We start from the raw sequence: 24,248 nt of genomic DNA on the forward strand, positions 1-24,248 counted from the left end.
AGTCCAACGCTCAGGGCCCGAGAGTCCAACGCTCGCGACCCGAGAGTCCTGCGTTCGGGACCCGTGAGTTCTGCGTTCGGGACGCTTGGGTCTGCGTTCGGGGGTGGGTGTGCGAAAGGCCCGGGGGCGGAGCCCTCGGGCCTTTCGGGGTCGTGCGGTGGATTACTGGCCGGCGGCGGCCAGGCCGACCGCGGCCTGGTCCAGGGCGGCGGTGCTGTCGAAGACCACCTCGCCGTCCACCCAGACCTTGCGGGGGCGGAGGTCGTCGTCCCACCAGACGAGATCGGCCACCGCGCCCGCCTCCAGGCGGCCGAGCGTGGGTTCGCCGATGGCGTCCGCCGGGGTGATCGTCGCCGCCGCCAGGGCGTCCGCCTCGGCCACGCCGACCGACACGATGTTGCGCACCGCCCGGTCCAGGGTGAGGGCGCTGCCGGCGATCGTGCCCTCCGGGGACCTGGGCACGCCGTCCTCGGTGAGCAGCACGTCCGCGCCGCCCAGCTGGTAGCGGCCCGGGGGCATGCCGGCGGCGGCCACGGCGTCGGTCACCAGGGCCACGCGGTGGCCCGCGGCGTTGAACACCAGGCGGCAGACGTCCGGGCCCACGTGCGCCAGGTCGGCGATCAGCCCCAGCGTGAAGCGGTCGTCCACCAGGGCGACGCCGGGCACGCCCGGTTCGCGGTGGCCCAGCGGGCGCTGGGCGTTGAACAGGTGCGTCACCATGCGGGCGCCCGCCTCGGCGGCCTCCCTGGTCTGCTCACCGGTGGCGTCGCTGTGGCCGACCGCCACCAGCACGCCCGCCTCGGCGAGGCGGCGCACCGCCTCCATCCCGCCGGGCTGCTCGGGGGCGAGGGTGACCATGCGCAGGGCGCGGCGCAGCACCTCGTCGGCCAGCAGCTGGTCGATCACCGCCGGGCCCGGCTCCACCATCAGCGCCGGGTCGTGCACGCCCGCGCGCTTCGGCGACAGGAACGGCCCCTCCAGGTGCACGCCGAGCGGCTTGGCGCCGGCCTGCTCCGGCAGGGTCGCGGCGGCGGCCAGCACGGCGCGGGCCTGCCGGATCGCCACCGGCACCGGCGCGGTGATCAGGGTCGGCAGGAAACGCGTCACGCCGGTCTGCGGGAGCGCTCTCGCGACCGCGGCCATCCCGACGGGATCGACCTCGGCGAAGTCGACGCCGACCGCCCCGTTCACCTGCACGTCCACCAGGCCCGGGGTGAGCAGGCCGTCGGTCAGCACCTCGGCGCCCTCGGGCGGAGCGCCCTGGACGACCTCGACGATCCGACCCGCCCTCACGCGCACGCTGGCGGGACCGGTGATGGTGCGACCGAGCAGTGCTCGCGGAGCTGCGACAACCGTGTCCAAGGTCCCTCCTCAAATGGTCCAGACCATTATGACCGCAAGCGACGGACGCCGTCACGTGTGGTTATAAGATAACCGAATAGAGTGATGATCGGTTAATGATCGGCGGCCGGACCGGTCAAGACCGGGACGGCGGGTCGTGGGCGGGGCCGGGAACGGTGCCTCCATACTGGGCGCCAGACATCCGAGGTCTCACCGGACGAGTCGAGGAACGCCGTGGCCGTGACCGACGACGCGATCCTGCGCGTCAAGGAGATGATCGTCTCCGGCGAGCTGAAGCCGGGCGACCGACTCCCGCGCGAGGCCGACCTGGCCGAGCGGCTCGGCCTGTCGCGGAACTCCCTGCGCGAGGCGGTCAAGGCGTTGTCGCTGGTCAGGGTGCTGGACGTGCGGCAGGGCGACGGCACCTACGTGTCGAGCCTGCGGGCCGACGACCTGCTCGGCGCGCTGTCGTTCGTGCTCGACCTGCACCGCGGCGAGGACTCCGTGCTGGAGGTGCTCCAGGTCCGGCGCATCCTCGAACCCGCCGCCGCGGCGATGGCGGCCCAGCGCGTCGGGCCCGAGGAGGTCGCCGCGCTGCGCGCCCTGTGCGACGCCGCCGAGACGGCCCGCTCGGTCGAGGAGCTGGTCGAGCACGACCTGGCGTTCCACCGCGCCATCGCCCACGCCTCGGGCAACGCCTACCTGGCCCAGCTGCTCGACACGCTCGCCGGCCCCACCGTGCGCGTGCGCATCTGGCGCGGCATCGCGCAGGGCGGGGCCGTGGAGCGGACCGTCGCGGAGCACCGGGCGATCGTCGACGCGCTGGCCGCCCACCAGCCCGAACTGGCCCGGTCCTGGTGCACGGTGCACGTGGCGGGCGTCGAGCAGTGGCTGTCCGACCTGACCTGAGCCGGCCTGACCCGGGCCGACCTGACCCGGGCCGGTCGCCGGACTCGCCCCACACGGTCAGCCCCGGCGCCGGCGGCCGGGAGATGCCCAGGGCGTGCACCGGTCCGGGCTCGTCGCGCACCACCGCGGGCACGGTCAACGGAACCGGCCGTCGGGGTGGACCGGCGCGCGCGTGCCGACCCGGGACGTGCCGCCGCTGCCGACCCACCGACCGGCGGAGCCGGTGACGCGGACGAGCGCGCCGCTCACCTCCGCGTCCGGCAGCCCGCGCAGGGACTCGCGCAGGGCGGCGGGGTCGAGGGCCGGCACGGTCGCGGCCGACGCCGCGGGCGCGACCGCCAGGGCCACGACGAGCAGGGGGACGAGCGGGCGGCCCCGTCACGCCACCTCCCGCAGCTCCTCCCACAGCGCGTCGGGCACCTCCGCCGACAGCGCCGCCGCGTTCGCCCGCGCCTCCTCCGCCGTCCGCACGCCCACCAGCACGGACGCCACCGCCGGGTGCCGCAGCGGGAACCGCACGGCGGCCTGCGCCGGGGTCACGCCGTGCCGCGCGCACACCTCCGCGATCCGCCGCGCCCGCGCCACGAGCGCCGGCGGCGCGGGCCGGTACTCGTAGGTGCCGCCGCCGACGAGCAGCCCGGAGTTGAACACCCCCGCCGCCACCACCGACACCCCGCGCTCGGCGCACAGGTCCAGCAGCGGCTCGCCGGGCCGTTCCAGCAGCGTGTACCGCCCGGCGAGCAGCACGACGTCCAGGTCGGCGGCGCGCACGAACCGGGCCGGCAGCTCCCACTGGTTCATGCCCACGCCGACCGCGTCCACCACGCCCTGCTCCCGCCAGGACAGCAGCTCGGGCACCGCCGACGAGACGGCCCGCTCCCAGTGGTCGTCGGGGTCGTGCAGGTAGACCACGTCCACCCGGTCCAGGCCCAGCCGCTCCAGCGAGGACTCCAGCGACCGCCGCACGCCGTCCGCGCCGAAGTCCCACACCCGCCGGGACGTGGCGGGCACCGCGAACCCGTTCGCCAGGTCGTCCCCGCCCGCCGACGACGGCTCCAGCAGCCGGCCGACCTTGGTGGACACCGCGAACGCCGAGCGCGGCCTGCCCCGCAGGAACTCGCCGAGCCGCCGCTCGGCCAGGCCGAGCCCGTAGTGCGGCGCGGTGTCGAAGTAGCGGACCCCGGCGTCCCAGGCGGCCTCCAGCGCGGCGAACGCGTCCTCGTCGGTCACCTCGGCGTAGAGGTTGCCGAGGGGTCCGGTGCCGAACCCGAGCCGCGTCAGCGGGATCACGAGCCGGGCGGGCGCAGGCGCAGGCCGTGCATCCCGCCGTCCACCGCGAGCACGGTGCCGGTGGTGGACCCGGACAGCGGCCCGGCCAGGTAGGCGACGGCGCCCGCGACCTCGTCCGCGCTGACCAGCCTGCCGTGCGGCTGCCTGGCCTCCAGCGCGGCCCGCTCGGCGGCCGGGTCGGGCGCGGCGTCGAGCAGCCGCCCGACCCACGGCGTGTCCGCGGTGCCGGGGGCGACCGCGTTGACCCGGACGCCCTCCCGCACGTGGTCGGCGGCCATCGCCAGGGTCAGCGCGTGCACCGCGCCCTTGCTGGCCGAGTACACCGCCCGCTGCGGCAGCCCCGCCCACGCCGCGATCGACCCGGTGTTCACGACCGCCGCGGCCGGCGAGCGCCGCAGGTGCGGCAGCGCGGCGCGGGTCACCCGGGCGATGCCCAGCACGTTGACGTCCAGCACCCGCAGCCACTCGTCGTCGCCGTTGGCGGCCACGTCGCCCTGCGCGCCGATCCCGGCGTTGTTGACCAGCACGTCGAGCCGGCCGAACCGCTCGACCACCTCGTCGACGGCCGCCCGGACGGACGCGTCGTCGGTGACGTCGCAGCGCACGCCGAGCACCGGCGGGTCCACCTCCGGCCGCACGTCGAACGCGACCGCCGTCGCCCCGCGCGAGGCGAGCAGCCGCGCGGTGGCCAGCCCGATGCCCGACGCGCCGCCCGTCACGACCGCCACCAGCCCCTCGAACTCGGCCATCACGCCTGCCCGAGGACTTGCCGCTGCCGGCCCAGGCCGTCGATCTCCAGCTCGACCACGTCGCCGGCGCGCAGGTACGGCTTCGGGTCGGGCTGCCCGAGGGCGACGCCGGCGGGCGTGCCGGTGTTCACCAGGTCACCCGGTCGGAGGACGAGGAACCAGCTCAGGTAGCGGACCAGCTCGGCCACCGGGAAGATCATGTTCCCGGTGGAGGAGTCCTGCCTGGCGGTGCCGTTGACCCACAGCCGCATGCCCAGCGCCTGCGGGTCGGGGACCTCGTCGGCGGGGGTGAGGAAGGGCCCGAGCGGGTTGAACGTCTCGCAGTTCTTGCCCTTGTCCCACTGCCCGCCGCGCTCGATCTGGAACTCGCGCTCGGACACGTCGTGCGACACGGTGTACCCGGCGACGCAGGCCAGCGCCTCCTCCGCGCTCTCCAGGTACCGGGCGGTGCGGCCGATGACGACGCCCAGCTCGACCTCCCAGTCGGTCTTGGTCGAGCGGCGCGGCACGAGCACCTCGTCGTGCGGTCCCACGATCGTGTCGGGGGTCTTGAGGAACACGACGGGCTCGGCCGGGATCGCGGCGCCGGTCTCCTCGGCGTGGTCGCGGTAGTTCAGGCCGATGCAGACGATCTTGCCGACGCCCGCCACCGGGGGCCCGACCCGGACGCCCTCGACCACGATCGGTTGGAGCTCGCCCGCCGCCAGCGCGGCGCGGGCCCGCGCGACGCCGTCGTCGGCTAGGAATTCGCCCGTGAGGTCCGCCGTCACCGGGGTCAGGTCGTACGTGACGCCGTCATCGGCGCGGACGGCGGGGCGTTCCCGCCCCGGTGGTCCCAGACGCAACAGCTGCACGGCAGGTCCTCTCGACAACCGGTCGATACATCGGGTGTATAGCGCCCCACTCCCCCGCTGTCCAGAGCCCCAGTCCCAATTGGTCCGATGACTCCGGCCCACGAAAGGTCCCGATGAACCACCACCGCGCGGTGTGGGCATCCGCCGCCGTCGCCCTGCTCGCCTCCCTCGTCGTCGCGCCAGCCTCCGCCCGGGAGGACCGGGCGGCGCGGCCCCTGCCACCGGTCGCGCGCCCGGCGGGTACCCACACCGCCCCGGCGGAACCGGCGGTCGGCGCGACCGGCGTGGTCGGCGAGGGGCTGGCGCGGGCCACCGGCGCGGTCACCGCGTTCGTCGAGCTGACCGCCACCCCGGCCGCGGAGGCGTACGGGGAGCGGCGGGAACGCGGCCTCGGCGACCCGGCCGCCGCCGCCCGCGCCGCCCGCGCGGCCACCGACGACCAGGTCGAGCGGGTCGTGGACGCGCTGCGCGACCGGGACGCGGGCACCCGCGAGGTCGCCACCACGCGCAACGCGGTGACCGGCGTCGTCGTCACCGCCGACGCGGCGACCCTGCGCGGCGCGCTCTCGCTGCCCGAGGTGAGGTCGGTGCGGCTGACCGTGCCGAAGGTGGTGCACAACTCCGGCGCGGTGCGGCTGACCAGGGCCGTGCGGTCGTGGCACGACACGGGCCTGCTCGGCGACGGCGTGCGGGTCGGCGTCGTCGACACCGGCATCGACTACACGCACGCCGACTTCGGCGGCCCCGGCACGGTCGAGGCGCACGACGCCGTCGACCGCACCGGCCCGTGGACGCCGACCGCGAAGGTCGTCGGCGGCCACGACTTCGCCGGCGACGCCTACGACGCCAACTCCCCGGCGACGGCCTCGCCGACGCCCGACGGCAACCCGATGGACTGCCAGGGCCACGGCACGCACGTCGCGGGCACGGCCGCGGGCCTGGGCGAGAACGCCGACGGCACCACGTTCACCGGCGACCACACCGCCCTCACCGACGAGCGGCTCGACGCGATGCGCGTCGGCCCCGGCACCGCGCCGAAGGCCCTGCTGTACGCGCTGAAGGTGTTCGGCTGCGAGGGCGCGACGGAGCTGGTGTCGCAGGCCCTGGACTGGTCGCTCGACCCGAACGGCGACGGCGACTTCACCGACCACCTCGACGTGGTCAACCTGTCCGTGGGCACCGACTACGGCGCACCGGACGACCCGGACAGCCTGTTCGTGCGCAAGGTCGTCGAGCACGGCGTGGCCGTGGTCGCCTCGGCGGGCAACGGCGGCGACTTCTACGACGTCGGCGGCTCCCCCGCGAACACGCCGGAGGCGCTGGCCGTGGCCAACACGCGCGACGCGTTCGCCGTGCTCGACGGCGTGGAGGCGGACGGCGTGCGGCGGCCCGGCCAGTACAGCGTCGCCTACACCGGCTACCCGGCGCTCGACCGCGAGCTGCCCGTGGCGGCGATGACCGACCAGGCCAACCTCGACGGCTGCGACCCGATCACCCAGGACCTCACCGGCCGGTACGCGTGGCTGGAGTGGGACGAGGACGACGCGACGCGCCGGTGCGGCTCGGGCGCGCGCACGGACAACGCGCAGGCGGCGGGCGCGGCGGGCGTGGTGCTGCCCGCGACCAGCCACGTGTTCAAGGCGGGCATCGCGGGCAACGCGGCCATCCCGGTGTTCCAGCTGACCGCCGAGGCGTCCGAGGCGGTCCGGCCGAGCCTCGCCGGGGGCGCGCTGCGGGTGCGGATGACCGGCGCCCTGCGCGCGGCCGTGCCCACGGCGACGCCGCCGATCGCCGACACGATGACCCCGTCCTCGTCGCGCGGCGTGCGCGGGCCGGCCGCCGCGAAGCCCGACGTGGCCGCGCCCGGCGACACGATCTTCTCCGCCGCCGGCGGCACCGGGAACGGCGGCGTGAGCCAGGGCGGCACGTCGATGTCCGCGCCGCACGTGTCCGGCATCGTCGCCCTGCTGCGCCAGGCCCACCCGGACTGGTCGGTGGAGGAGCTGAAGGCCGCCGTGGTGAACACCGCGGGCGGCGACGTGACCGACGGCGACGACCACGGCACGGGCACGCCCGAGGCCCCGATGCGGGTCGGCGCGGGCCGGGTGGACGCCGTGGACGCGCTCGCCACCGACCTGCTGGTCATGTCGGCCGACTCCCCCGGCGCGGTCGGCGTCACGTTCGGCCCGGTCGGGGCGGCGGGCACGACGTCGCTGACCCGGACCGTGCGGGTGGTCAACAAGTCGTCCTCGTGGCGCACCGCCGGCCTGTCCTACCAGGCGGCGACGGAGGTGCCGGGCACCCGCTTCGAGGTGTGGCCGCCGACGCTCCGGGTCCCGCCGGGCGGGTCGAGGACGGCGGAGGTGACGCTGCGCGTGAAGGCCGACGAGCTGCGCAAGACCGCCGACCCGACGCTCGCGAAGACGCAGGGCGGCCTGCCGCGCCAGTTCCTCGCCGAGGCGTCCGGGCGGCTGCTCGTGCGCTCCTCGGGCCGGGTGCTGCGGGTGCCGGTGTACGCCGCGCCCAAGCCGGTCGCCGACGTCGAGGCGGTGGCGGACGGCGACGTGCTGCGGCTGCGCGGGCGCGGGCTCGACCAGGGCGAGGGCGACGAGGCGTACCGGTCGCTGGTGAGCGTGTTCCAGCTGGGCGGCACGAGCCCGGAGCTGCCCGACTGCACCGACGAGGTGAAGACCGACTGCGCGCTCAACCGCACCGCCAAGGGCGGCGACCTGCGGTACGCGGGCGTCGCGTCGACCGGTCCCGGCGAGGGCGCGCAGCTCGCGTTCGGCATCGCGACCTGGCACGACTGGGCGACGCTCGGCGCGACGAACACGCCCGAGGTGCGGATCGACACCACCGGCGACGGCGCGCACGACTTCACCGTGACGGCGGGGAAGCCGACCAACGCGCTGGGCGGGGTGACCGCCGACGTCTGGTACTCGGTCACGACCCGCGCCGCCGACGGCGAGGTGGTGTCGGAGCTGCCCCTCAACGGCCGGTTCGGCGACGTGGACACGAACGTGATGGACAGCGACGTCGTGGTGCTGCCGGTGGCGCTCGCCGCGCTGGGGATCGACCAGAACGGGACGTCCGCGCCGATCACGTACACCGTGGGCACGTCCGGCGGGTACACGCCGCCGGGCGACGCCGACGGGTACGTGGACCGGGTCGAGGGCGAGCCGATGGCGTTCGACCCGCTGCGGCCGGGGACGGCGGCGGTCGGCGGGCCGACGTTCGTCGCGGCGGACGGGGCCGAGGTGGAGGTGCGGCGCGAGCCGGGCACCAGCCTGCTGCTGCTGCACCACCACAACGCCTCGGGCCGGCGGGCGCAGGTGCTGCCGCCGGCCTGACCGGGGCGGGGTCCCGCGGTCACGCAGAGCCAGTTCCGGCGCAACCCGGTTGGGCGTGCCGGACCCGGGACCCCCTCGGCATACTCGGGCGAATGGGCTTCGTGATCGGGGTGGACGCCGGCGGCACGAGCACCCGGGCGCTGGTCCTCGACCTGGACGGCACGCGGCTCGGCGCGGGGGTGGGCGGCGGCGCGAACCCGAACTCCCACCCGCCGGAGGTGGCCGCCGCGCACGTCGGCCAGGCCCTCGCCGCGGCGCTCGACGGGCTGGACGCGGGCAAGGTCGAGGCGGGCGTGCTGGGCATGGCCGGGTCGAGCAAGCTGACCGAACCGGCCGTGGCGGCGCTGTTCGAGGCGGCCTGGGCGGGCGCGGGCCTGCGCTGCCCGATGCGGGTGGTCACGGACTGCGAGGCGGCGTTCGCGTCGGGCTCGGCGTCGCCGGACGGCACCGTCCTGGTGGCGGGCACGGGGTCGATCGCGGCGCGGGTCGAGGGCCACGGGCTGGTGTCCACCGCGGGCGGCCACGGCTGGCTGCTCGGGGACGAGGGGTCGGCGTTCTGGCTGGGCCGGGAGGCGGTGCGCGCCGCGCTGGTGGCGCTGGAGCGCGCCGGGCTCGACGGTCGCGCGCCCGCACCCGGCACGTCCACCCCCGGCACGTCCACCCCCGGCACGTCCACCCCCGACACGTCCACTTCGGACAGCTCCGCCCCGGACGCGTTCACCACCGCCGTGCTGCGCCGGGCCGGGGTGCCCGACGGCGCGCCGCGCGACCGGTGGCGGCGGCTCATCACCGCCGCGAACGCGTCCGCGCCGGTCGAGCTGGCCCGCTACGCGCCGCTGGTCACCGAGCACGCGACCACGTCACCGGTGGCGTCGGGCATCGTGGACGAGGCGGTGCGGCTGCTGGTCGACCTCGCCGCGTCGACCAGGCGGCCCGGCGACACCACGCCGATCGTGCTGATGGGCGGCCTAGTGCACGCGCCGCCGCTGGGCGCGCGGCTCCGGCGGGAGCTGGCGGCGCGCTGCGCGGCCCCGGTGCTGCCGGCGGGCGAGGGCGCGGCGGGCGCGGCGTGGCTGGCGGCGGTCGAGGTCGTGGGGGACGGCGCGCCGCGCCCCGCGTGAACCGGGCATGATCCCCGGCGTGCACCGATTCGTCGCCCGGCTGTGGAAGTCGCTCCGCGGTCCGGTCCAGTGGCGCGTGCTGTGGCTGACGCGCGCGAAGTTCATGGTGGGCGTGACGGGCGTCGTCCGCGACGGCGAGGGGCGCGTGCTGCTGCTGCGCCACCGGATGTGGCCCGAGGACCGCCAGTGGGGCCTGCCGACGGGGTTCGCGGTGCGCGGCGAGGAGTTCACCGGCACCGTGGTCCGCGAGGTGAAGGAGGAGACCGGGCTGGACGTCGAGGTCGGCCGCCTGGTCCGGCTGACCAGCGGCTACCGGCTGCGCGTCGAGGTCGCCTACGAGGCCGTGCTGGTCGGCGGCACCCTGCGGGTGGACCCGTTCGAGATCCTGGAGGCCCGCTGGTTCGCCCCGGGCGAGCTGCCGGAACGGGTCCAGCGCGCCCACGTGGAGCTGATCGCGGACACGGCCTAGTCGGGGACGCGGGGGTGGCGCAGGCCGGGGTGGTCGTCGGGCAGGGCGCGGCGCAGCACCCACCACGACAGGGCGATGCAGGCGACCTGCAACGGCCAGGTCAGCGCGACCCGCATGACGCCCAGCAGCACGACCTGGCCGGCGAGCCACAGCGCGCCGAAGACGACCACGCGCAGGAGGTACTGGCCCACCCACGGCCAGGAGGCGACGCGGTAGGCGCGCAGCAGGTCCGGGTCGCGCCGCCAGCGGAACCGCTGCCCGGTCGCCAGGCCCACGACGACGCCGAGCAGCGGCCAGCGGACCACGATCGAGGCCGCCCACAGCAGGGCGGACGCGGCGTTGAGGAAGATCTGGAGCAGGAAGAAGTCCTCGGGGCGGCCGGTGCGCAGGGCGACGTAGGCCGCGAGCACGACGAAGCCCACCGACACCAGCAGGGCGCCGGGCCGGCTGCCGCGCACCACGCGCGCGATGCCGACGACCAGGCCGCACACCACGGCCGCGCCCGCGCCCACCGCGATGGAGCGCCCGCCGAGCAGCCACCCGAGCGCGAACGCCAGCGGCGGCAGCGAGGCGTCCAGGGCGCCGCCGCGTCCGCCCAGCAGGTGGGCCAGCGACTCCTGGCGGGTGTCGGTCATGGTTCCAGGGTGCCTTAGGGCTGCCTAACCCGGCCAACCCACCCGCGTAACGGACCCGTCTCGGGCCATTGACCGCGCGTGGTCCTCGTCACTACCGTCGCACGAAATAGTCTGGAAAGTTAACAGACAGGAGTGTCGATGCGAGCCGGGAGCCCGAGGCTGCTGCGCGAGATCAACGACCGCGCCGCCATCGAGGCGCTGTTGCGCAACGGTCCGCTGACCCGGTCGGAGCTGGAGGCGATCATCGGTCTCTCCAAGCCGGCCACCGCCCAGCTGCTGACCCGCCTGGAGGCGGAGGGCACGGTGCTGCGCAACGGGCTGCGCGGCGGCGGGCGCGGTCCGCGCGCGCAGCTGTGGACGGTCAACGGCGCGCTGGCCCACGTCGCCGCGGTGGACCTGACGCCGGACTCCCTCGACATCGCGGTCGCCGACATCTCCGGCGCCACCCTCACCGAGCACCGCGCGCCCATGCCGCGCACCGGCGTGACCGAGGCGTTCCGCGCCGCGGTCACCAAGGCCGCCGCGCAGGCCGGGCTGACCACCGACGCCCTGCACCACGTGGTCGTCGGCAGCCCCGGCGCGGTCGACCCGGGCACCGGCCGGCTCAACTACGCCCCGCACATGCCCGACTGGAACGACCGGGACGTCCCCGAGGAGCTGGGCGCCCTGCTCGGCACCACCGTCACCGTCGAGAACGACGTGAACCTGGTGGCCCTGGAGGAGATGATCGCGGGCCGCGCGGTCGGCGTGAAGGACTTCGTGCTGCTGTGGCCCGCGGACGCGGTGGGCGCGGCGGTCGTCGTCAACGGCGTGCTGCTGCGCGGCGCCACGGGCGGCGCGGGCGAGATCGACGCGCTGCGCGTGCCCGACGCGGCGCACGCCGACACCGGCACCGAGCGCACCGGCGTCCGCTACGGCGACCTGCTGGACAGCGCCGCCACCGCCCGCCTGGCCCGCGCGCACGGCGTGTCCGCGCGCACCGGCCTGGCCGCGGTGACGAAGGCCCTCGGCGAGGGACCGGCGGGCCGCGAGTTCCTGGTGGACCTCGCCCGCCGCGTCGCCACCGGCGTCGCCAACGTCGTCGCCGTGCTCGACCCCGAACTGGTGCTGCTCGCCGGTGACGTCGCACAGGCCGGCGGCACGGTGCTGGCCGACCTCGTCGCCGCCGAACTGCGCCGCCTGGTGGTGCCCCGCACCCCCGTCCAGCTCGCCCTGGTGACCGGGAAACCGGTGCGCTCCGGCGCACTGCACTCCGCGCTGTCGGTCGCCCGGGAACAGGTGTTCGGCCTGCCCGCCGCCACGACCGAACCCTTCCGCGCACCGCGCCGGCACGACCAGGAGCGGAGCGCGTCGACGTCCCCTCCCGCACGTTGAGACGAAGGAGAGCACATGCGCAAGCCACACCGCGCGACGTCGCTGTGCGTGGCCGCGGCGGTCTTCCTGACCGCCTGCGCGGCAGGCTCCGGCAGGGACACCGGGCAGTCCGGGCCGGCGGCGGCCCCCGGCGCCGACGAGGAGTTCTCGTTGACCGTCTGGAGCAACTACTCCGGCCGTGAGCGGGACGAGGTCACCAAGGCCCTGGAGAGCTTCAAGGGGAAGTTCCCGAACGCGCGGATCAGGCACGAGGGCAGCCAGGACGACGACAAGATCACCGCGGGCATCCGCGGCGGCAACCCGCCGGACGTCGCGCTGTCGTTCACCACGGACAACATCGGCCGGTTCTGCTCGTCCGGCTCGTTCCAGGAGCTGAAGCCCTACGTCGAGCGGGACGGCGTGGACCTGTCGCGGATCACCGACGCGGTGCGCTCCTACACCGAGCACAAGGGCAACCGCTGCGCGATGCCGCTGCTCAGCGACGTGTACGGCCTGTACTACAACGAGGACATGCTCGCCGAGGCCGGCATCACCGCGCCGCCGAGGACCACGGCCGAGCTGCTCGACTTCGCCAAGCGCACCACCAGGAAGGCCCCGGACGGGTCGATCGAGGTGGCGGGCTTCCTGCCCACGATGATGTTCTACGCCAACCGCCCGCCGATCTGGGCGCCGCACTTCGGCGCGAGGTGGGAGACCCCGGACGGCCGGTCCGGCCTGGCGAGCCCCGAGTGGGCCGCGATGCTGGAGTTCCAGAAGGAGCTGGTCGACTTCTACGGCCACGACGAGCTGGAGCGGTTCCGCGCCGGGCTCGGCCAGGAGTACTCCACCGACCACGCGTTCCACCGGCGCAGGATCGCCATGATGGTGGACGGCGAGTACCGCACCGCGTTCCTCGCGGACCAGGAGCCCGACCTGGACTTCGGCACCGCGCCGTTCCCGACGGCCACGCCGGCGCTGTACGGCGTCGGCTTCACCACCGGCACGATCATGGGCATCCCCAAGGGCGCGGCGAACCCCGGCGCGGCGTGGGAGCTGATCAAGCACCTGTCGCTCGACACCGGGACCGTCGTGGAGCTGGCCAACGGCATCAAGAACATCCCCAGCACCAAGGCCGCGCTCGACGACCCCCGGCTGGAGGTGGACGAGGACTTCAGGACGTTCGTCGACCTCGCCAGGTCCGGCAGGCTCCAGGGCAACCCGGTGACGCCCATCGGCGACGCGCACGTCAAGGCGGTCGGCGACTTCGCCACCTCGTGGCAGGCGGGCGAGGTCACCGACCTGATGGGCGGGCTGCGGGAAGTGGACCGGCGCATCGACGAGCAGATCGCGAAGTCCGGCCGGTGACGGCCGCGCTCGACCGCGCGGACGCGGCGCGCACCGCCCCCTCGCCGGGGCGGTCCCGCGCCCGGTCCCGCCACCGGCTGACCGTCCTGGCGTTCACGGCCCCGGCCGGCCTGGGCTTCCTGCTGTTCTTCGGCTACCCGCTGGTCGCCACGATCGCGTTCTCGTTCACCCGGTACGACCTGATCAACCCGCCCGAGTGGACCGGGCTGGAGAACTACGCGTACATGTTCTCCGACGAGCTGTTCCACACGGCGGTGCGCAACACCCTGTGGTTCGTGGTCGTGCTCACGGTCGCCCGCGTGGCGTTCGCGCTGGGCGTCGCGTCGGTGGTCGCGCGGCTCCGGTCGGGCGTCGGCCTGGTGCGCACCCTGTGCTACCTGCCCTCGCTCACCCCGCCGGTGGCCGCCACGCTGGTGTTCTTCCTGGTCATGCGACCCAACGACGGGCCGGTGGACACCGCCCTCGGCTGGTTCGGGATCGAGGGCCCGCTGTGGTTCGCCGACCCGGCGTGGTCGAAGCCCGCCATCGCCGCGGTGGTGCTGTGGGTGTCCGGCGACCTGATGATCATCATGCTGGCGGCGATCCTGGCCGTGCCGCGGGAGCAGCACGAGGCGGCCGAGCTGGACGGTGCGGGCCCGCTGAGCCGGTGGTGGCACGTCACGCTGCCGACGATCTCGCCGGTGCTGGTGTTCGGCGTGGTCAACTCGATCGTCGTGGCGCTCCAGCTGTTCACCCAGGCCGTCGTCGCGGGCTCGGCGGCCAGCGGCTCGGCCGACGTCACCGGCAGCACGAAGGACCTGGGTTTCCCGGAGAACTCGACGCTGACGTTCCCCGTGTGGCTCTACGCGCAGGGCTTCCGGTACTTCGACATGGGCTACGCGGCGGCGATGGCGACCGTCCTGTTCGTCGTGTCGTTCGCGGCCACCGCCCTGCTCGTGCAGCGGCTGCGCACGGCGTCCCACCACGAGGAAGGGGGGCGGGGCGCGTGACGACCACCGCGCTCGACGCGCGTCCTCCCCGGAACCGGCGCGGCGCGCTCGACCGGATCGCCGTGCACAGCCTGGGGCTGGCCCTGGGGCTGATGTTCGCGCTGCCCGTCGTGTTCGTGCTCCTCACCGCCGTGATGTCGGACGACCAGGCGTTCACCGCGGACCTGTGGCCGCGCGAGTGGCACTGGGGCAACTTCGCCGCGGTCTTCGACGAGGCGCCGCTGCTGGTGTACCTGGGCAACAGCCTGCTGTACTCGCTGCTGGCCACGGCCGGGATGCTGCTGTCCTCGATCCCGGCGGCCTACGCGCTGGCCAGGCTGCGCTGGCGGGGCCGCAACGCCGCGTTCCTGCTCGTGGTGGGCGCGATGGTGCTCCCGCCGCAGGTCGTCGCCGTGCCGCTGTACGACACGTGGTCGGGCCTGGGCCTCACCGGCTCGCTGTGGCCGCTGATCCTGCCGTACTTCCTGTTCGACGCGTTCTCCGTCTTCCTGCTGCGCCAGTTCCTGCTCACGATCCCGCAGTCCTGCGTGGACGCGGCGCGGGTGGACGGGTGCTCGGAGTTCCAGGCGCTGCTGCGGGTCGTCGTGCCGATGGCGCGCCCCGGCATCGCGGCCACCGCGCTGTTCTGCTTCCTCTCCACGTGGAACGACTACTTCGGACCGCTGCTCTACACGAGCGAGGTGCCCGACCGGTGGACCCTGTCGCTGGCGCTGTCCTCGTTCAAGGGCGTGCACCACGTGCAGTGGAACCTGGCGATGGCCGTCACGCTGCTCATCATGCTCCCGGCGATCGTGCTGTTCGCGTTCGCGCAGCGCTCCTTCGTCCGGGGCATCACCTTCACTGGAGCCACAGGGTGAAACTCACCGTTGTCGGGGGCGGGTCCACTTACACGCCCGAGTTGGTCGACGGCATCGCGGGACGGCGGGCCGACCTCGCCGTGGACGAGATCGTGCTCGTCGACCCGGACGAGTCGCGGCTGGAGGTCGTCGGCGCGTTCTCGCGGCGGCTCCTGGCGCACGCCGGGCACCCCGCGGAGGTCACCACGACCACCGACCTGGAGCGCGGCGCGGACGGCGCGTCGGCCGTGCTGCTCCAGCTTCGGGTCGGCGGGCAGGCGACGCGGGCGTCCGACGAGACGTTCCCGCTGGTCTGCGACTGCGTCGGGCAGGAGACGACCGGCGCGGGCGGGCTGGCCAAGGCGCTGCGGACCGTGCCGGTGGTGCTCGACATCGCCGACCGGGTGCGCCGGGTCGCCGGCGACGGCGCGTGGATCGTGGACTTCACCAACCCCGTCGGCATCGTGACCAGGGCGCTGCTGCGGGCCGGGCACCGCGCGGTGGGGCTGTGCAACGTGGCCATCACGTTCCAGCGGTGGACGGCCGGCCTGCTCGGCGTGCCGCCGGGCTCGGTGCGGCTGGAGCACGTCGGCCTCAACCACCTCAGCTGGGAGACCGGCGTGCTCGTGGACGGCGTCGACCGGCTGCCCGGCCTGCTCGCCGACCACGCCGACGCCCTCGGCGCGCACGTCGGGCTGCCCGGGTCGCTGCTGCGCCGGCTGGGCGCGGTGCCCTCGTACTACCTGAAGTACTTCTACGAGCACGACGAGGTCGTGCGGGAGCAGCGCACCGGGCCGCCGCGCGCCGAGGTGGTGGCGGGCGTGGAGGAGGAGCTGCTGGCCCTCTACCGCGACCCGGCCGTGGTGACCAAGCCGGAGCAGCTGTCCCGGCGGGGCGGCGCGTACTACTCGGAGGCGGCCGTGCAGCTGGTGCACGCCCTCACCGGCGGCGGGGCGCCGGAGCGGCACGTGGTGAACGCGCGCAACGGCGGCGCGCTGCCGTTCCTGCCGGACGACGCGGTGGTGGAGGTGCCGGCCTCGGTCGACGGCGACGGCGCCGTGCCGCTGCCCGTGCCGCCCGTGCCTGCGGCGTTCGCGGGGCTGATCGCGCACGTCACCGCGTACGAGCACCTCGCCCTGGACGCGGCGCTGCGCGGCGGGCGGGACCGGGTGGCCGACGCGCTGCTGGCGCACCCGCTGGTCGGGCAGCACGCCCTGGCCGACCGGCTCGCCGACGAGCTGGTCGCGCGCAACGCCGACTTCCTGCCGTGGGCGCGGGGCGGGGCGCGGTGACGGACCGGGTGCTCGCCGTCGACGGCGGGAACAGCAAGACGGCCATGGCCCTCGTCGACGTGACCGGCCGGGTGCTCGCACAGGTGCGCGGCCCCGGCGCGTCGCCGCAGAACGTCGGCCTGGAGCGCAGCCTGGAGGTGTTCGAGGGCCTGGCCCGCGAGGCGGCCCGCAGGGCGGGGCTGCCGCCGGACGGGCCGATCGCCGCGCACACCGCCGCCTACCTGGCCGGGGCCGACCTGCCCCAGGAGGAGGACGACCTGCGCGAGGCCATCGCGGCGCGCGGCTGGTCGGGCAGCGTGGTCGTCGGCAACGACACGTTCGCGCTGCTGCGGGCGGGCACGGCGGACGGCGTCGGCGTGGCCGTGGTGTGCGGGGCGGGCATCAACTGCGTGGCGGTCGCGCCGGACGGCCGCACGCACCGGTTCCCCGCGCTGGGCCACATCTCCGGCGACTGGGGCGGCGGCGGCCACCTCGGGTCCGAGGCGCTGTGGCACGCGGTGCGCGCCGAGGACGGCCGCGGCGAGCCGACCGCGCTGGTGGGCGCGCTGCTCGCGCACTACGGGACGGCGACGCTGGCCGAGGTGGTGGAGGCGCTGCACCTCCGGCGGGTCGAGTTCGACCCGCACGCGCTGTGCCCGCTGCTGTTCGGGGTGGCGGCGGCCGGCGACCCGGTGGCCCGGTCGGTGGTGGACCGGCTCGTGGAGGAGGTCGTGCTGCTGGCCCGGGTGTCGCTGACCAGGCTCGGGCTGCTGGACGAGCCGGTGGACGTGGTGCTCGGCGGCGGGGTGCTCACCGGCACCGGCGGCCAGGTGGTGGACGCGGTCGACGAGCGGCTCCGGGTTGCCGCACCGGCGGCGCGCGTGCGCGTGGTCGACGTGCCGCCGGTCGTCGGGGCGGCGTTGCTCGGCCTGGACGCGCTGGGCGCCGAGCCGGGCGCCGAACCGCGGTTGCGCGCCGCGTACGGGGCGTCGGCGGACCTGGCGGCCGGCGGCTGAGCGGCCCGCCACGCGGCCCGCCGTCCGGCCGGCTGGCCCGCTGGGCTGTCCGGCGGGCGGCGTGATCTGCGACGCACCCGAAGGGTCCTGAACCTGGTGAATCACCCAATGTCGACACTGATTAACACCATTGGGTGACACTTCGGTGACAGCGTCACCGATAGCCGGTGGCGTGGGACCGAGATGGCGTTGCATGCTGTCGTGCGCGCGGCCGTGGGGGTGCCGCGCGGAGGGGAGGCACGATGCGCGAACTCGACAGCCTGGTCGCCGTGGGCGACAGCTTCACCGAGGGCATGGACGACCCCGGGCCCAACGGCACGTACGTGGGCTGGGCGGACCGCCTGGCCGCGATGATCTCCGTGCAGCAGCGGGGTTTCCGCTACGCCAACCTCGCGATCCGGGGCAAGGTGCTCCAGGAGATCGTCGACGAGCAGATCCCGCTCGCGGTGGCGCTCAAGCCGAAGCTGGTGACGTTCTGCGGCGGCGGCAACGACATCATGGTGCCCGGCAGCGACCCGGACGCGGTGGCCGAGGTCTACGAGATCGCGGTGGCCGACCTGCGCGCCGCGGGCGCCGAGGTGCTCGTCTTCACCGGCTTCGACACCAAGCACACCCCGCTGCTGCGCTCGCTGCGCGGCAAGGTCGCGATCTACAACAGCCACCTGTGGTCGGTGGCGGAGCGGTACCACTGCAAGGTGGTCGACCTGTGGTCGATGACCGTCCTGCAGGACCGGCGCGCGTGGAGCGGGGACCGCCTGCACCTGTCCGCCGAGGGCCACCGCCGGGTCGCCCTGCGGGCCGCCGAGGTGCTGGGCCTCACGCCCGAGGACAGGTGGAACACCCCGTGGCCGCCGCCGGCGGACGAGCACTGGATGACCCAGCGCCGGCACGACCTGAAGTGGGCGCGGGAGCACGTGGTGCCGTGGATCGGGCGCCAGCTGCGCGGTGAGTCGATGGGCGACGGCCTGGCCCCGAAGCGGCCCGAGCTGACGTCGTTCAGCACCGACCACCGCTGAGGCCCGGCACCCACCGCCGGAGCCCGGCACGCGGAGCCCGGCACGCGGAGCCCGGCCCCCGGAATCCGGCCCCCGGAATCCGGCACCGGCCACCGCTGAAGGGCCCCGGCCGGGCCGGCGCTCTCCCCCGAACGCCGCCCCGACCGGGTGAGGTGGCCGTCCCCCCTGGGTTCCCCCTCCCCAGCGCCACCCCGCGCCGACGCACCACTGGTGATCAGCGCTGTTCAAAGTTCCCACGATCCGGCCCCATCGTGCTAAACGGTGGCTAAACCCCGGTGGTCACCGCTTCAAGGGCCGTTCGGACCAACGTCGCGCGCGGGGAGCCGAGCCGTTCGAACAGCCGAAGCGATTCCGCCAGCTCCGCTTGCGCCGCGACGCGTTCGCCCCGCCTGGCGAGCACGGACCCGAGCACCTGCCGGCCGAACGCCTCCTCGAACTGCATGGACCCGCCGTGCGCCAGCTCGACGCCCTGCCGGGCGTGCTCCTCGGCTTCGTCGAGCAGCTCCAGCTCGGCGTACAGCTCGGCCAGGTTGTTCACCGCGACCGCGTAGGCGCGCTCGTCGCCGTTGCGGTGGTACAGCTCCACGGCCTGGACCTGGTGCCGGGCCGCGGTCTCCCGCTGCCCCAGGCGCTGCTCGGTCTGCGCGAGGTTGTTGAGCACGGTGGCCTCGCTGATCGCGTCGCCCTCGCGGCGGGCGATCTCCACGGCCTCCCGGTGGTGCGCCAGGGCCTCCGCGTCGCGCCCCTCCGCGCGCAGCGCGAGCGCCAGCTTGTCCAGCGTCATCACCAGGTAGCGGGGTTCGCCCAGCTCGGCGGCGAGGCGGTGCGCGAACCGGGCCCGCTCCAGGCTGCCGCGCAACGACCCGGTGCGGCTGTCGACGTCCTGCGTGGCGTGCAGCACGAGCAGCTCGCCGCGCCGGTCGCCCACCACCCGCGCCGAGGCCAGGCCGAACTCGGCGACGGCGTGCCACTCGCGGCCGACGAGCCTGGTCACGCAGTAGGTGTGCACGAGCCGCACGAGCCGCCACACGTGGTCGTGCAGGCCCGCCTCGGCGCCGGCGTGCACCAGCGCGGTGAGGTTGGCCCACTCCTTGTCGAACCACGACAGCGCCTGCGCCGCGGTGGCGGGCCGCGCCGCCGTGGGGCCGGTGAACTCCAGCCCGTCCGACACCGGCCGGATGAGCCGCCGCGCGTGGTCGCAGGCCGCCAGGTAGTGCTCCAGCAGGCGGCGCAGGGCGCCGTGCCGGTCGTCCTTCCCCAGCACCTCGCGGGCGTAGAGGCGCACCAGGTCGTGCAGCACGAACCCGCCCCGCCACTGCTCCACGACGAGGTGCGCGTCGGCGAGGTCGGCCAGCCGCCCGGCGGCGGTGCCCAGGTCGATGCCGCACACGGCGGCGACGGCGTGCGGGCTCACCCAGCGGCCCGGCACCAGCCCGGCGGCGCGGAAGGTCTCGGCCAGCTCCGGCGGCAGGTTGCGGTACGACACCGCCAGCGCGCGGCCCACGCCGACACCGGTGTCGGCCAGGTCCAGGGCGCGCAGCCGGGAGTCGTCGTCGGCGAGCCGCGCCACCAGGTCCTCGACCGTCCACTCCGGGCTGAACACGAGCTTGGCGGCGGCGATCCGCAGCGCCAGCGGCAGGTTCCCGCACAGCTCGACCAGCATCCGGGTGGCCACCGGCTCCTGGTCCGACAGCGGCTTGCCGACCACCTCGTCCACCAGCCGCACCGACTCGTCCTCGGACAGCGTGTCCAGCGTCAGCATCCGCGCGCCGTTGCTGACGACCAGGGACTCCAGCCGGCGGCGCGACGTCACCAGCACCACGGAGCCCGCGCCCGGCGGCAGCAGCATCCGCACGTGCTCCGGGTCCCACGCGTCGTCCAGCACCACCAGCACGCGCCGCCGGGCCAGCACCGACCGGTACAGGCCGACCCGGTCGTCCAGGTCGCGCGGCACGCCGTCCGCGGGCACGCCCAGCGCCAGCAGGAACCGGGCCAGCACCTCCGGCGGCTCCACCGGCTCCCGGTCCGGCGCGAACCCGTTGAGCGGGGCGAACAGCAGCCCGTCGGGGAACTGCTCGGCCCGCCGGTGCCCCCACGTGACGGCCAGCTCGCTCTTGCCGATGCCCGGCGCGCCGTTGACGACCACGATCGTGGTCGCCGCCGGGTTCCGCGAGTCGCACAGCCGGTCCAGCCAGGCCAGCTCCTCGTCGCGGCCGACGAACCCGCTGGCCGCGGCGGGCAGCTGGGCCGGCACGACCACGCCGGCGCGCGGCGGCACGACCTGCTCGGCGACGCCGGGCGAGCTGAGCGCCGGGTCGTCGCGCAGCACCTGCTCGTGCAGCACCCGCAGGCCGGGACCGGGGTCGATGCCCAGCTCGTCCACCACGCGCCGGTGGAACCGCTGGTACGCCTCCAGCGCGTCGGCCCGCTGCCCCGACCGGTACAGCGCCCGCACCATGTGCCCGACCAGCCGCTCCCGGAACGGGTGCTCGGTCACCAGCTGCCGCAGCTCCCCCACCAGCTCCAGGTGCCGCCCCAGCTCCAGCTCGGCCTCGACGCGCTCCTCCAGCGCGGCCAGCCGCAGCTCCTCCAGGTCCGTGGTGATCGGCTCGCCCGGCACGTCCGCCAGCACCTGCCCCCGCCACAGCCCGAGCGACTCGCGCAGCAGCTGCGCCCGGATCGCCGCCGGCTTGCCCCGCGCGGACGACACGAGCTGCCGCGCCCGGTGGAAGTCCAGCCGCCACGGGTCCACCGCGAGCTGGTAGCCGGGCGGGGTGGTCAGGATGCGCGCGGACCCGGCCGGGTCGGCCTGCTCCAGCATCCGCCGCAGCCGCGACACGTACCCGTGCACGATCGTCCTCGCGGTGGCCGGCGGGTCGTCCACCCACAGGCTGTCCACGATCTCGTCGATCGTGACGACCCGGTTGGCCTCCAGCACCAGCATCGCCAGCAGGCCCCGCATCCCCTTGCGGCCGATGACGAGCGGCCGGCCGTCCGCGAGCACCTGCAACGGTCCGAGGACACCGAACTCCAGCCCGTTCCTGCTCCGGTCGGCCATGCCCCTCCCCCGCCCCGCGTTCATCGCCACTGGCTCACGACCCGGTCACTGGATCAGGTGCACCAAGGGGCCCGGTGGATACCTGCGAGTAGATGTTGCATGCTCAACCAGCGTGCTCCCATGACCGGGCGGCGACGCGACGGCTAGGGTTCTGGCCCCGACAGTCCCGGCCTCCGGCCGGGTTCCGGGCGAGTGCAGGAGGGCAAGTGCCGCGCGAGGCGATGGCCGTGGTCGACCGGGGCGCCGCCTGCCTGTTGGGCGGGGCGCTGGGCGACGCGCTGGGCGCGCCCGTCCAGTACCTGGGGTGGACGGACATCCAGCGCGACCACGGGCCGGAGGGCGTGCTCGCACCGCCGCGACCGGCCCTGGTCACCGACGACACCCAGCTGACGCTGTTCACGGCGGACGGCTACCTGCGGGCGTGGGTGCACGGGCAGGCCACCGGCGAGTGGGAACCGATCGAGACCGTGTGGCACAGCTACCGCCGGTGGCTGCTGACCCAGCAGTTCGCCGCGCCCGAGCCCGGCACGACCGGCCTGATCGGCGACGAGCGGCTGTACTCCAGCCGGTCGCCGGGCCTGACGTGCCTGCGCGCGCTGGCCGCCGACACGCCGCCCACCCCGGAGCAGCCGCACAACGAGTCGTCCGGCTGCAACGGCGTGACCCGCACCGCGCCCGCCGGGTTCGCGCCGAGCGCCGAGATCGCCTACGACCTGGGCTGCCGGTTCGCCGCGCTCACCCACGGCGGCACCGGCGGCTGGGTGTCCGGCGGGGCGTTCGCGCTGCTCATCCACCTGCTCGCGGTGCGCGGGCGGCCGTTCCGGGAGGCCGTGGACCAGGTCATCGGCCGGGTGCTGCGCGACGACCCGTACACCGCGAACACGCTCAACCGGGCCGTGGTGTTCGCCGAGGAGCACCGGGCGCTCGGCTTCGAGTCGGTGCGCGTCGACCGGCTGGGCAGCGGCTGGACCGGGCCCGAGGCGCTGGCCATCGCCGTGCACACGGTGCTCGTGTACCCGAAGCGGTCGCAGTTCGTGGACGCGCTGCGCGCGGCGGCCAACCACTCCGGCGGCAGCGACGCGACGGCCGCGCTGACCGGCAACGTCCTGGGCGCGCTGCACGGCACCGCCGCCCTGCCGCGCGACTGGCTGGCCGGGCTGGAACTGGTGGACCTGCTCACCCAGCTGGGCTCGGACCTGGGTCGCTCGGTGACGGGCCAGGACTTCGACCACAGCAGGTACCGGTAACGGGAAAAAGCCGGCCTCGGCACGCACGTTCCCGAATGCGTGCGACCGAGGCCGGCTCTCCACGCGGTCTGCACTGGGGCACGCCCCGAGCGCGAAACCCGGCTGACCTGCCGTGGAGCGGGAAAACCCGTGGCGGAACCGTAGCAGGGCGCATGCGGCCGGTGACAGGCGGCCCACGTGCCGGGATCGTCAGGTGGCCACCGGCAGGCCGGGCGTGCGGTGCACGCGGTGGGCGGCGTCGACCGCGTGGACCTCGCAGCCCGGTTGGGCGGCGGCCCACTCGACGCCCTCCGCGCCCATCGCGAAGGCCGCCGTGGCGGTGGCGTCGGCCGTGGTGAGGTCGGGGGCCACGACGGTCAGGCTGAGCAGGTCCACGACCGGGCGGCCGGTGCGGGCGTCGAGGACGTGGTCGCCCCGCTCGTAGCGGGCGGAGGTGGCGACGGCGCGGTCGGTGACGGTGAGGACGGCGCTGAGGGCGGTGGGGTCGAGGGGGTGGCGCAGGCCGACGCGCCACGGGCCGCCCGCGGTGGCGACGTCGCCGCCCGCGTTGACCACGAGGCGGGTCGCGCCCGCGCCGGTGAGCAGGTCGGCGGCCCGCTGCACGGCCCAGCCCTTGACCACGGCGCACGGGTCGAGGGGCCGGCCGGGGACGCGGGCGCTGAACGCGCCGCCGGTGGCCCGCTCGTAGTGCGCGCACAGGTCCAGCACGTGGGCCAGGTCGTCGCTGACCCCGGCCGGGTCGAGCTCGCCCCGGTCCAGCCGGCACACCTCGCTGTCCGGCCGGAACGGGCTGAACCTCGCGTCGACCTCGCGCAGCCAGGCGAACGCCCGCTCGACGGCGGCGGGGTCCCCGTCGCGCAGGTCGACCGAGACCGGCAGGCCCATGACGTGCTCCACGCGGCGCACGGCTCAGTCCTTCGCGTCGATGGCGGCCTGGAGGGACCGCGCGTACGCCTCGCTGGTCGTGGTCGCGCCGGACACGGTGTCCACGTCGGCGCTCTGCGCGGTCAGCGCCTCCCGCACCAGGATCGGCACGGCCTTCTTCGTCGGCGCGCTGTCGGGCTGCTGGAGCATCGTCACCGAGGTGATCCGGTCGCCCTCGAAGACCACCCTGACCTGCACGTCCCCGTGCCGGGTGCCGATCAGCGCACCGTCCACGGTCTGCACGGCGTTCGCGGGTGCGGGCTCCTGCGCGGTGGGGTCGGCCCCGGACGACGACGACGACGGCGGCGGCGCGCCGGTCGCCGCGGGCGCCGGGGCCCCGGTGGTCGCCTCGACCGCGGTCACGGTCTGCGGCTGCGGCTCGAACCGCCACAGCGGGACCAGGCCGGCCGCGGTCAGCAGCAGGACGGGCACGGCTCGTTTCACGTCGTTCTCCC

General features: G+C 75.3%; 21 protein-coding genes. 12 read left to right on the top strand and 9 right to left on the bottom strand.

Features of this window, described 5'->3' with window-relative positions; genetic code table 11:
• Positions 1-162: 162 nt before the first annotated feature.
• The gene (nagA, locus tag ACR807_RS28260; RefSeq protein ID WP_438924472.1) at positions 163-1,362 is read right to left on the bottom strand and encodes an N-acetylglucosamine-6-phosphate deacetylase; all 1,200 of its coding nucleotides are present in this window, start codon (positions 1,360-1,362) and stop codon (positions 163-165) included.
• Positions 1,363-1,575: 213 nt separating this feature from the next.
• Here nagA and ACR807_RS28265 point away from each other — a divergent pair, with 213 nt between their 5' ends.
• Entirely contained in the window at positions 1,576-2,250 is a 675-nt protein-coding gene (locus ACR807_RS28265; protein ID WP_438924473.1) for a FadR/GntR family transcriptional regulator, read from the top strand.
• 135 nt (positions 2,251-2,385) lie between these two features.
• On the opposite strand, the gene ACR807_RS28270 is transcribed toward ACR807_RS28265, so the two are convergent.
• From ACR807_RS28270 to ACR807_RS28285, 4 genes are read right to left on the bottom strand one after another with little or no spacing between them, the layout of a single operon-like run.
• On the bottom strand, positions 2,386-2,598 hold the full coding sequence (locus tag ACR807_RS28270) for a hypothetical protein (RefSeq protein WP_438924474.1): 213 nt from the start codon (positions 2,596-2,598) through the stop codon (positions 2,386-2,388).
• 30 nt (positions 2,599-2,628) lie between these two features.
• The gene (locus tag ACR807_RS28275; RefSeq protein ID WP_438924475.1) at positions 2,629-3,540 is read right to left on the bottom strand and encodes an aldo/keto reductase; all 912 of its coding nucleotides are present in this window, start codon (positions 3,538-3,540) and stop codon (positions 2,629-2,631) included.
• Positions 3,537-4,289, bottom strand: coding sequence for an SDR family NAD(P)-dependent oxidoreductase (locus ACR807_RS28280; protein WP_438924476.1), 753 nt, complete (start codon positions 4,287-4,289; stop codon positions 3,537-3,539). Before ACR807_RS28280 ends, ACR807_RS28275 begins: the two co-directional genes overlap by 4 nt.
• Positions 4,289-5,143, bottom strand: a complete 855-nt coding sequence (locus ACR807_RS28285) for a fumarylacetoacetate hydrolase family protein (protein ID WP_438924477.1) — start codon at positions 5,141-5,143, stop codon at positions 4,289-4,291. Before ACR807_RS28285 ends, ACR807_RS28280 begins: the two co-directional genes overlap by 1 nt.
• Positions 5,144-5,256: 113 nt before the next feature.
• On the opposite strand from ACR807_RS28285, the gene ACR807_RS28290 reads away from it, so the two are divergent.
• From ACR807_RS28290 to ACR807_RS28300, 3 genes are all read left to right on the top strand, one after another.
• Positions 5,257-8,493 (top strand): S8 family peptidase, encoded by a 3,237-nt coding sequence (locus ACR807_RS28290; protein ID WP_438924478.1) that lies wholly within the window; start codon positions 5,257-5,259, stop codon positions 8,491-8,493.
• Positions 8,494-8,585: 92 nt separating this feature from the next.
• Entirely contained in the window at positions 8,586-9,614 is a 1,029-nt protein-coding gene (locus ACR807_RS28295; protein ID WP_438924479.1) for an N-acetylglucosamine kinase, read from the top strand.
• Between the two features lie 19 nt (positions 9,615-9,633).
• Positions 9,634-10,083 carry an NUDIX domain-containing protein gene (locus tag ACR807_RS28300; protein ID WP_438924480.1) on the top strand — a complete coding sequence of 150 codons (450 nt, stop codon included), beginning with the start codon at positions 9,634-9,636 and terminating at the stop codon, positions 10,081-10,083.
• On the opposite strand, the gene ACR807_RS28305 is transcribed toward ACR807_RS28300, so the two are convergent.
• Positions 10,080-10,718 carry a DUF3159 domain-containing protein gene (locus ACR807_RS28305; protein ID WP_438924481.1) on the bottom strand — a complete coding sequence of 213 codons (639 nt, stop codon included), beginning with the start codon at positions 10,716-10,718 and terminating at the stop codon, positions 10,080-10,082. The genes ACR807_RS28300 and ACR807_RS28305 overlap by 4 nt on opposite strands.
• A 138-nt stretch (positions 10,719-10,856) precedes the next feature.
• Here ACR807_RS28305 and ACR807_RS28310 point away from each other — a divergent pair, with 138 nt between their 5' ends.
• The 7 genes from ACR807_RS28310 to ACR807_RS28340 all read left to right on the top strand — a co-directional run bounded on the left by ACR807_RS28310 (position 10,857) and on the right by ACR807_RS28340 (position 18,564).
• On the top strand, positions 10,857-12,092 hold the full coding sequence (locus ACR807_RS28310; protein WP_438924482.1) for an ROK family transcriptional regulator: 1,236 nt from the start codon (positions 10,857-10,859) through the stop codon (positions 12,090-12,092).
• A 15-nt stretch (positions 12,093-12,107) separates the two neighbouring features.
• Entirely contained in the window at positions 12,108-13,436 is a 1,329-nt protein-coding gene (locus tag ACR807_RS28315; RefSeq protein ID WP_438924483.1) for an extracellular solute-binding protein, read from the top strand.
• On the top strand, positions 13,433-14,425 hold the full coding sequence (locus ACR807_RS28320) for a carbohydrate ABC transporter permease (protein WP_438924484.1): 993 nt from the start codon (positions 13,433-13,435) through the stop codon (positions 14,423-14,425). Before ACR807_RS28315 ends, ACR807_RS28320 begins: the two co-directional genes overlap by 4 nt.
• Positions 14,422-15,282, top strand: coding sequence for a carbohydrate ABC transporter permease (locus ACR807_RS28325; protein WP_438924485.1), 861 nt, complete (start codon positions 14,422-14,424; stop codon positions 15,280-15,282). Before ACR807_RS28320 ends, ACR807_RS28325 begins: the two co-directional genes overlap by 4 nt.
• Positions 15,279-16,553, top strand: a complete 1,275-nt coding sequence (locus ACR807_RS28330; protein ID WP_438924486.1) for a 6-phospho-beta-glucosidase — start codon at positions 15,279-15,281, stop codon at positions 16,551-16,553. Before ACR807_RS28325 ends, ACR807_RS28330 begins: the two co-directional genes overlap by 4 nt.
• Entirely contained in the window at positions 16,529-17,548 is a 1,020-nt protein-coding gene (locus tag ACR807_RS28335) for an N-acetylglucosamine kinase (RefSeq protein WP_438924487.1), read from the top strand. The genes ACR807_RS28330 and ACR807_RS28335 overlap by 25 nt, the downstream gene beginning before the upstream one ends.
• A gap of 242 nt (positions 17,549-17,790) precedes the next feature.
• Positions 17,791-18,564, top strand: coding sequence for an SGNH/GDSL hydrolase family protein (locus ACR807_RS28340; RefSeq protein WP_438924488.1), 774 nt, complete (start codon positions 17,791-17,793; stop codon positions 18,562-18,564).
• Positions 18,565-18,829: 265 nt separating this feature from the next.
• On the opposite strand, the gene ACR807_RS28345 is transcribed toward ACR807_RS28340, so the two are convergent.
• Positions 18,830-21,622, bottom strand: coding sequence for an AfsR/SARP family transcriptional regulator (locus ACR807_RS28345; RefSeq protein WP_438924489.1), 2,793 nt, complete (start codon positions 21,620-21,622; stop codon positions 18,830-18,832).
• 206 nt (positions 21,623-21,828) lie between these two features.
• On the opposite strand from ACR807_RS28345, the gene ACR807_RS28350 reads away from it, so the two are divergent.
• A complete protein-coding gene (locus ACR807_RS28350) occupies positions 21,829-22,869 on the top strand; it encodes an ADP-ribosylglycohydrolase family protein (RefSeq protein WP_438924490.1) in 1,041 nt (346 codons plus the stop codon).
• Positions 22,870-23,058: 189 nt separating this feature from the next.
• Here ACR807_RS28350 and ACR807_RS28355 read toward each other — a convergent pair whose 3' ends face one another.
• Complete coding sequence (locus tag ACR807_RS28355) at positions 23,059-23,775, bottom strand: FAD:protein FMN transferase (protein ID WP_438924491.1); 717 nt, start codon at positions 23,773-23,775, stop codon at positions 23,059-23,061.
• A 3-nt stretch (positions 23,776-23,778) separates the two neighbouring features.
• Positions 23,779-24,237 carry an FMN-binding protein gene (locus tag ACR807_RS28360; protein ID WP_438924492.1) on the bottom strand — a complete coding sequence of 153 codons (459 nt, stop codon included), beginning with the start codon at positions 24,235-24,237 and terminating at the stop codon, positions 23,779-23,781.
• Between the last annotated feature and the right edge of the window lie 11 nt (positions 24,238-24,248).

Origin of the sequence: Saccharothrix sabaoui, from assembly GCF_051756985.1 — a bacterium.
Classification (GTDB): domain Bacteria; phylum Actinomycetota; class Actinomycetes; order Mycobacteriales; family Pseudonocardiaceae; genus Actinosynnema.

Excerpts from the sequence above, each read along its gene's own strand:
- ACR807_RS28280 (WP_438924476.1), bottom strand. The coding sequence starts at position 4,289 with ATGGCCGAGTTCGAGGGGCTGGTGGCGGTCGTGACGGGCGGCGCGTCG.
- ACR807_RS28310 (WP_438924482.1), top strand. The coding sequence starts at position 10,857 with ATGCGAGCCGGGAGCCCGAGGCTGCTGCGCGAGATCAACGACCGCGCC.
- ACR807_RS28290 (WP_438924478.1), top strand. The coding sequence starts at position 5,257 with ATGAACCACCACCGCGCGGTGTGGGCATCCGCCGCCGTCGCCCTGCTC.
- ACR807_RS28305 (WP_438924481.1), bottom strand. The coding sequence starts at position 10,718 with ATGACCGACACCCGCCAGGAGTCGCTGGCCCACCTGCTGGGCGGACGC.
- ACR807_RS28315 (WP_438924483.1), top strand. The coding sequence starts at position 12,108 with ATGCGCAAGCCACACCGCGCGACGTCGCTGTGCGTGGCCGCGGCGGTC.
- ACR807_RS28345 (WP_438924489.1), bottom strand. The coding sequence starts at position 21,622 with ATGGCCGACCGGAGCAGGAACGGGCTGGAGTTCGGTGTCCTCGGACCG.
- ACR807_RS28340 (WP_438924488.1), top strand. The coding sequence starts at position 17,791 with ATGCGCGAACTCGACAGCCTGGTCGCCGTGGGCGACAGCTTCACCGAG.
- ACR807_RS28295 (WP_438924479.1), top strand. The coding sequence starts at position 8,586 with ATGGGCTTCGTGATCGGGGTGGACGCCGGCGGCACGAGCACCCGGGCG.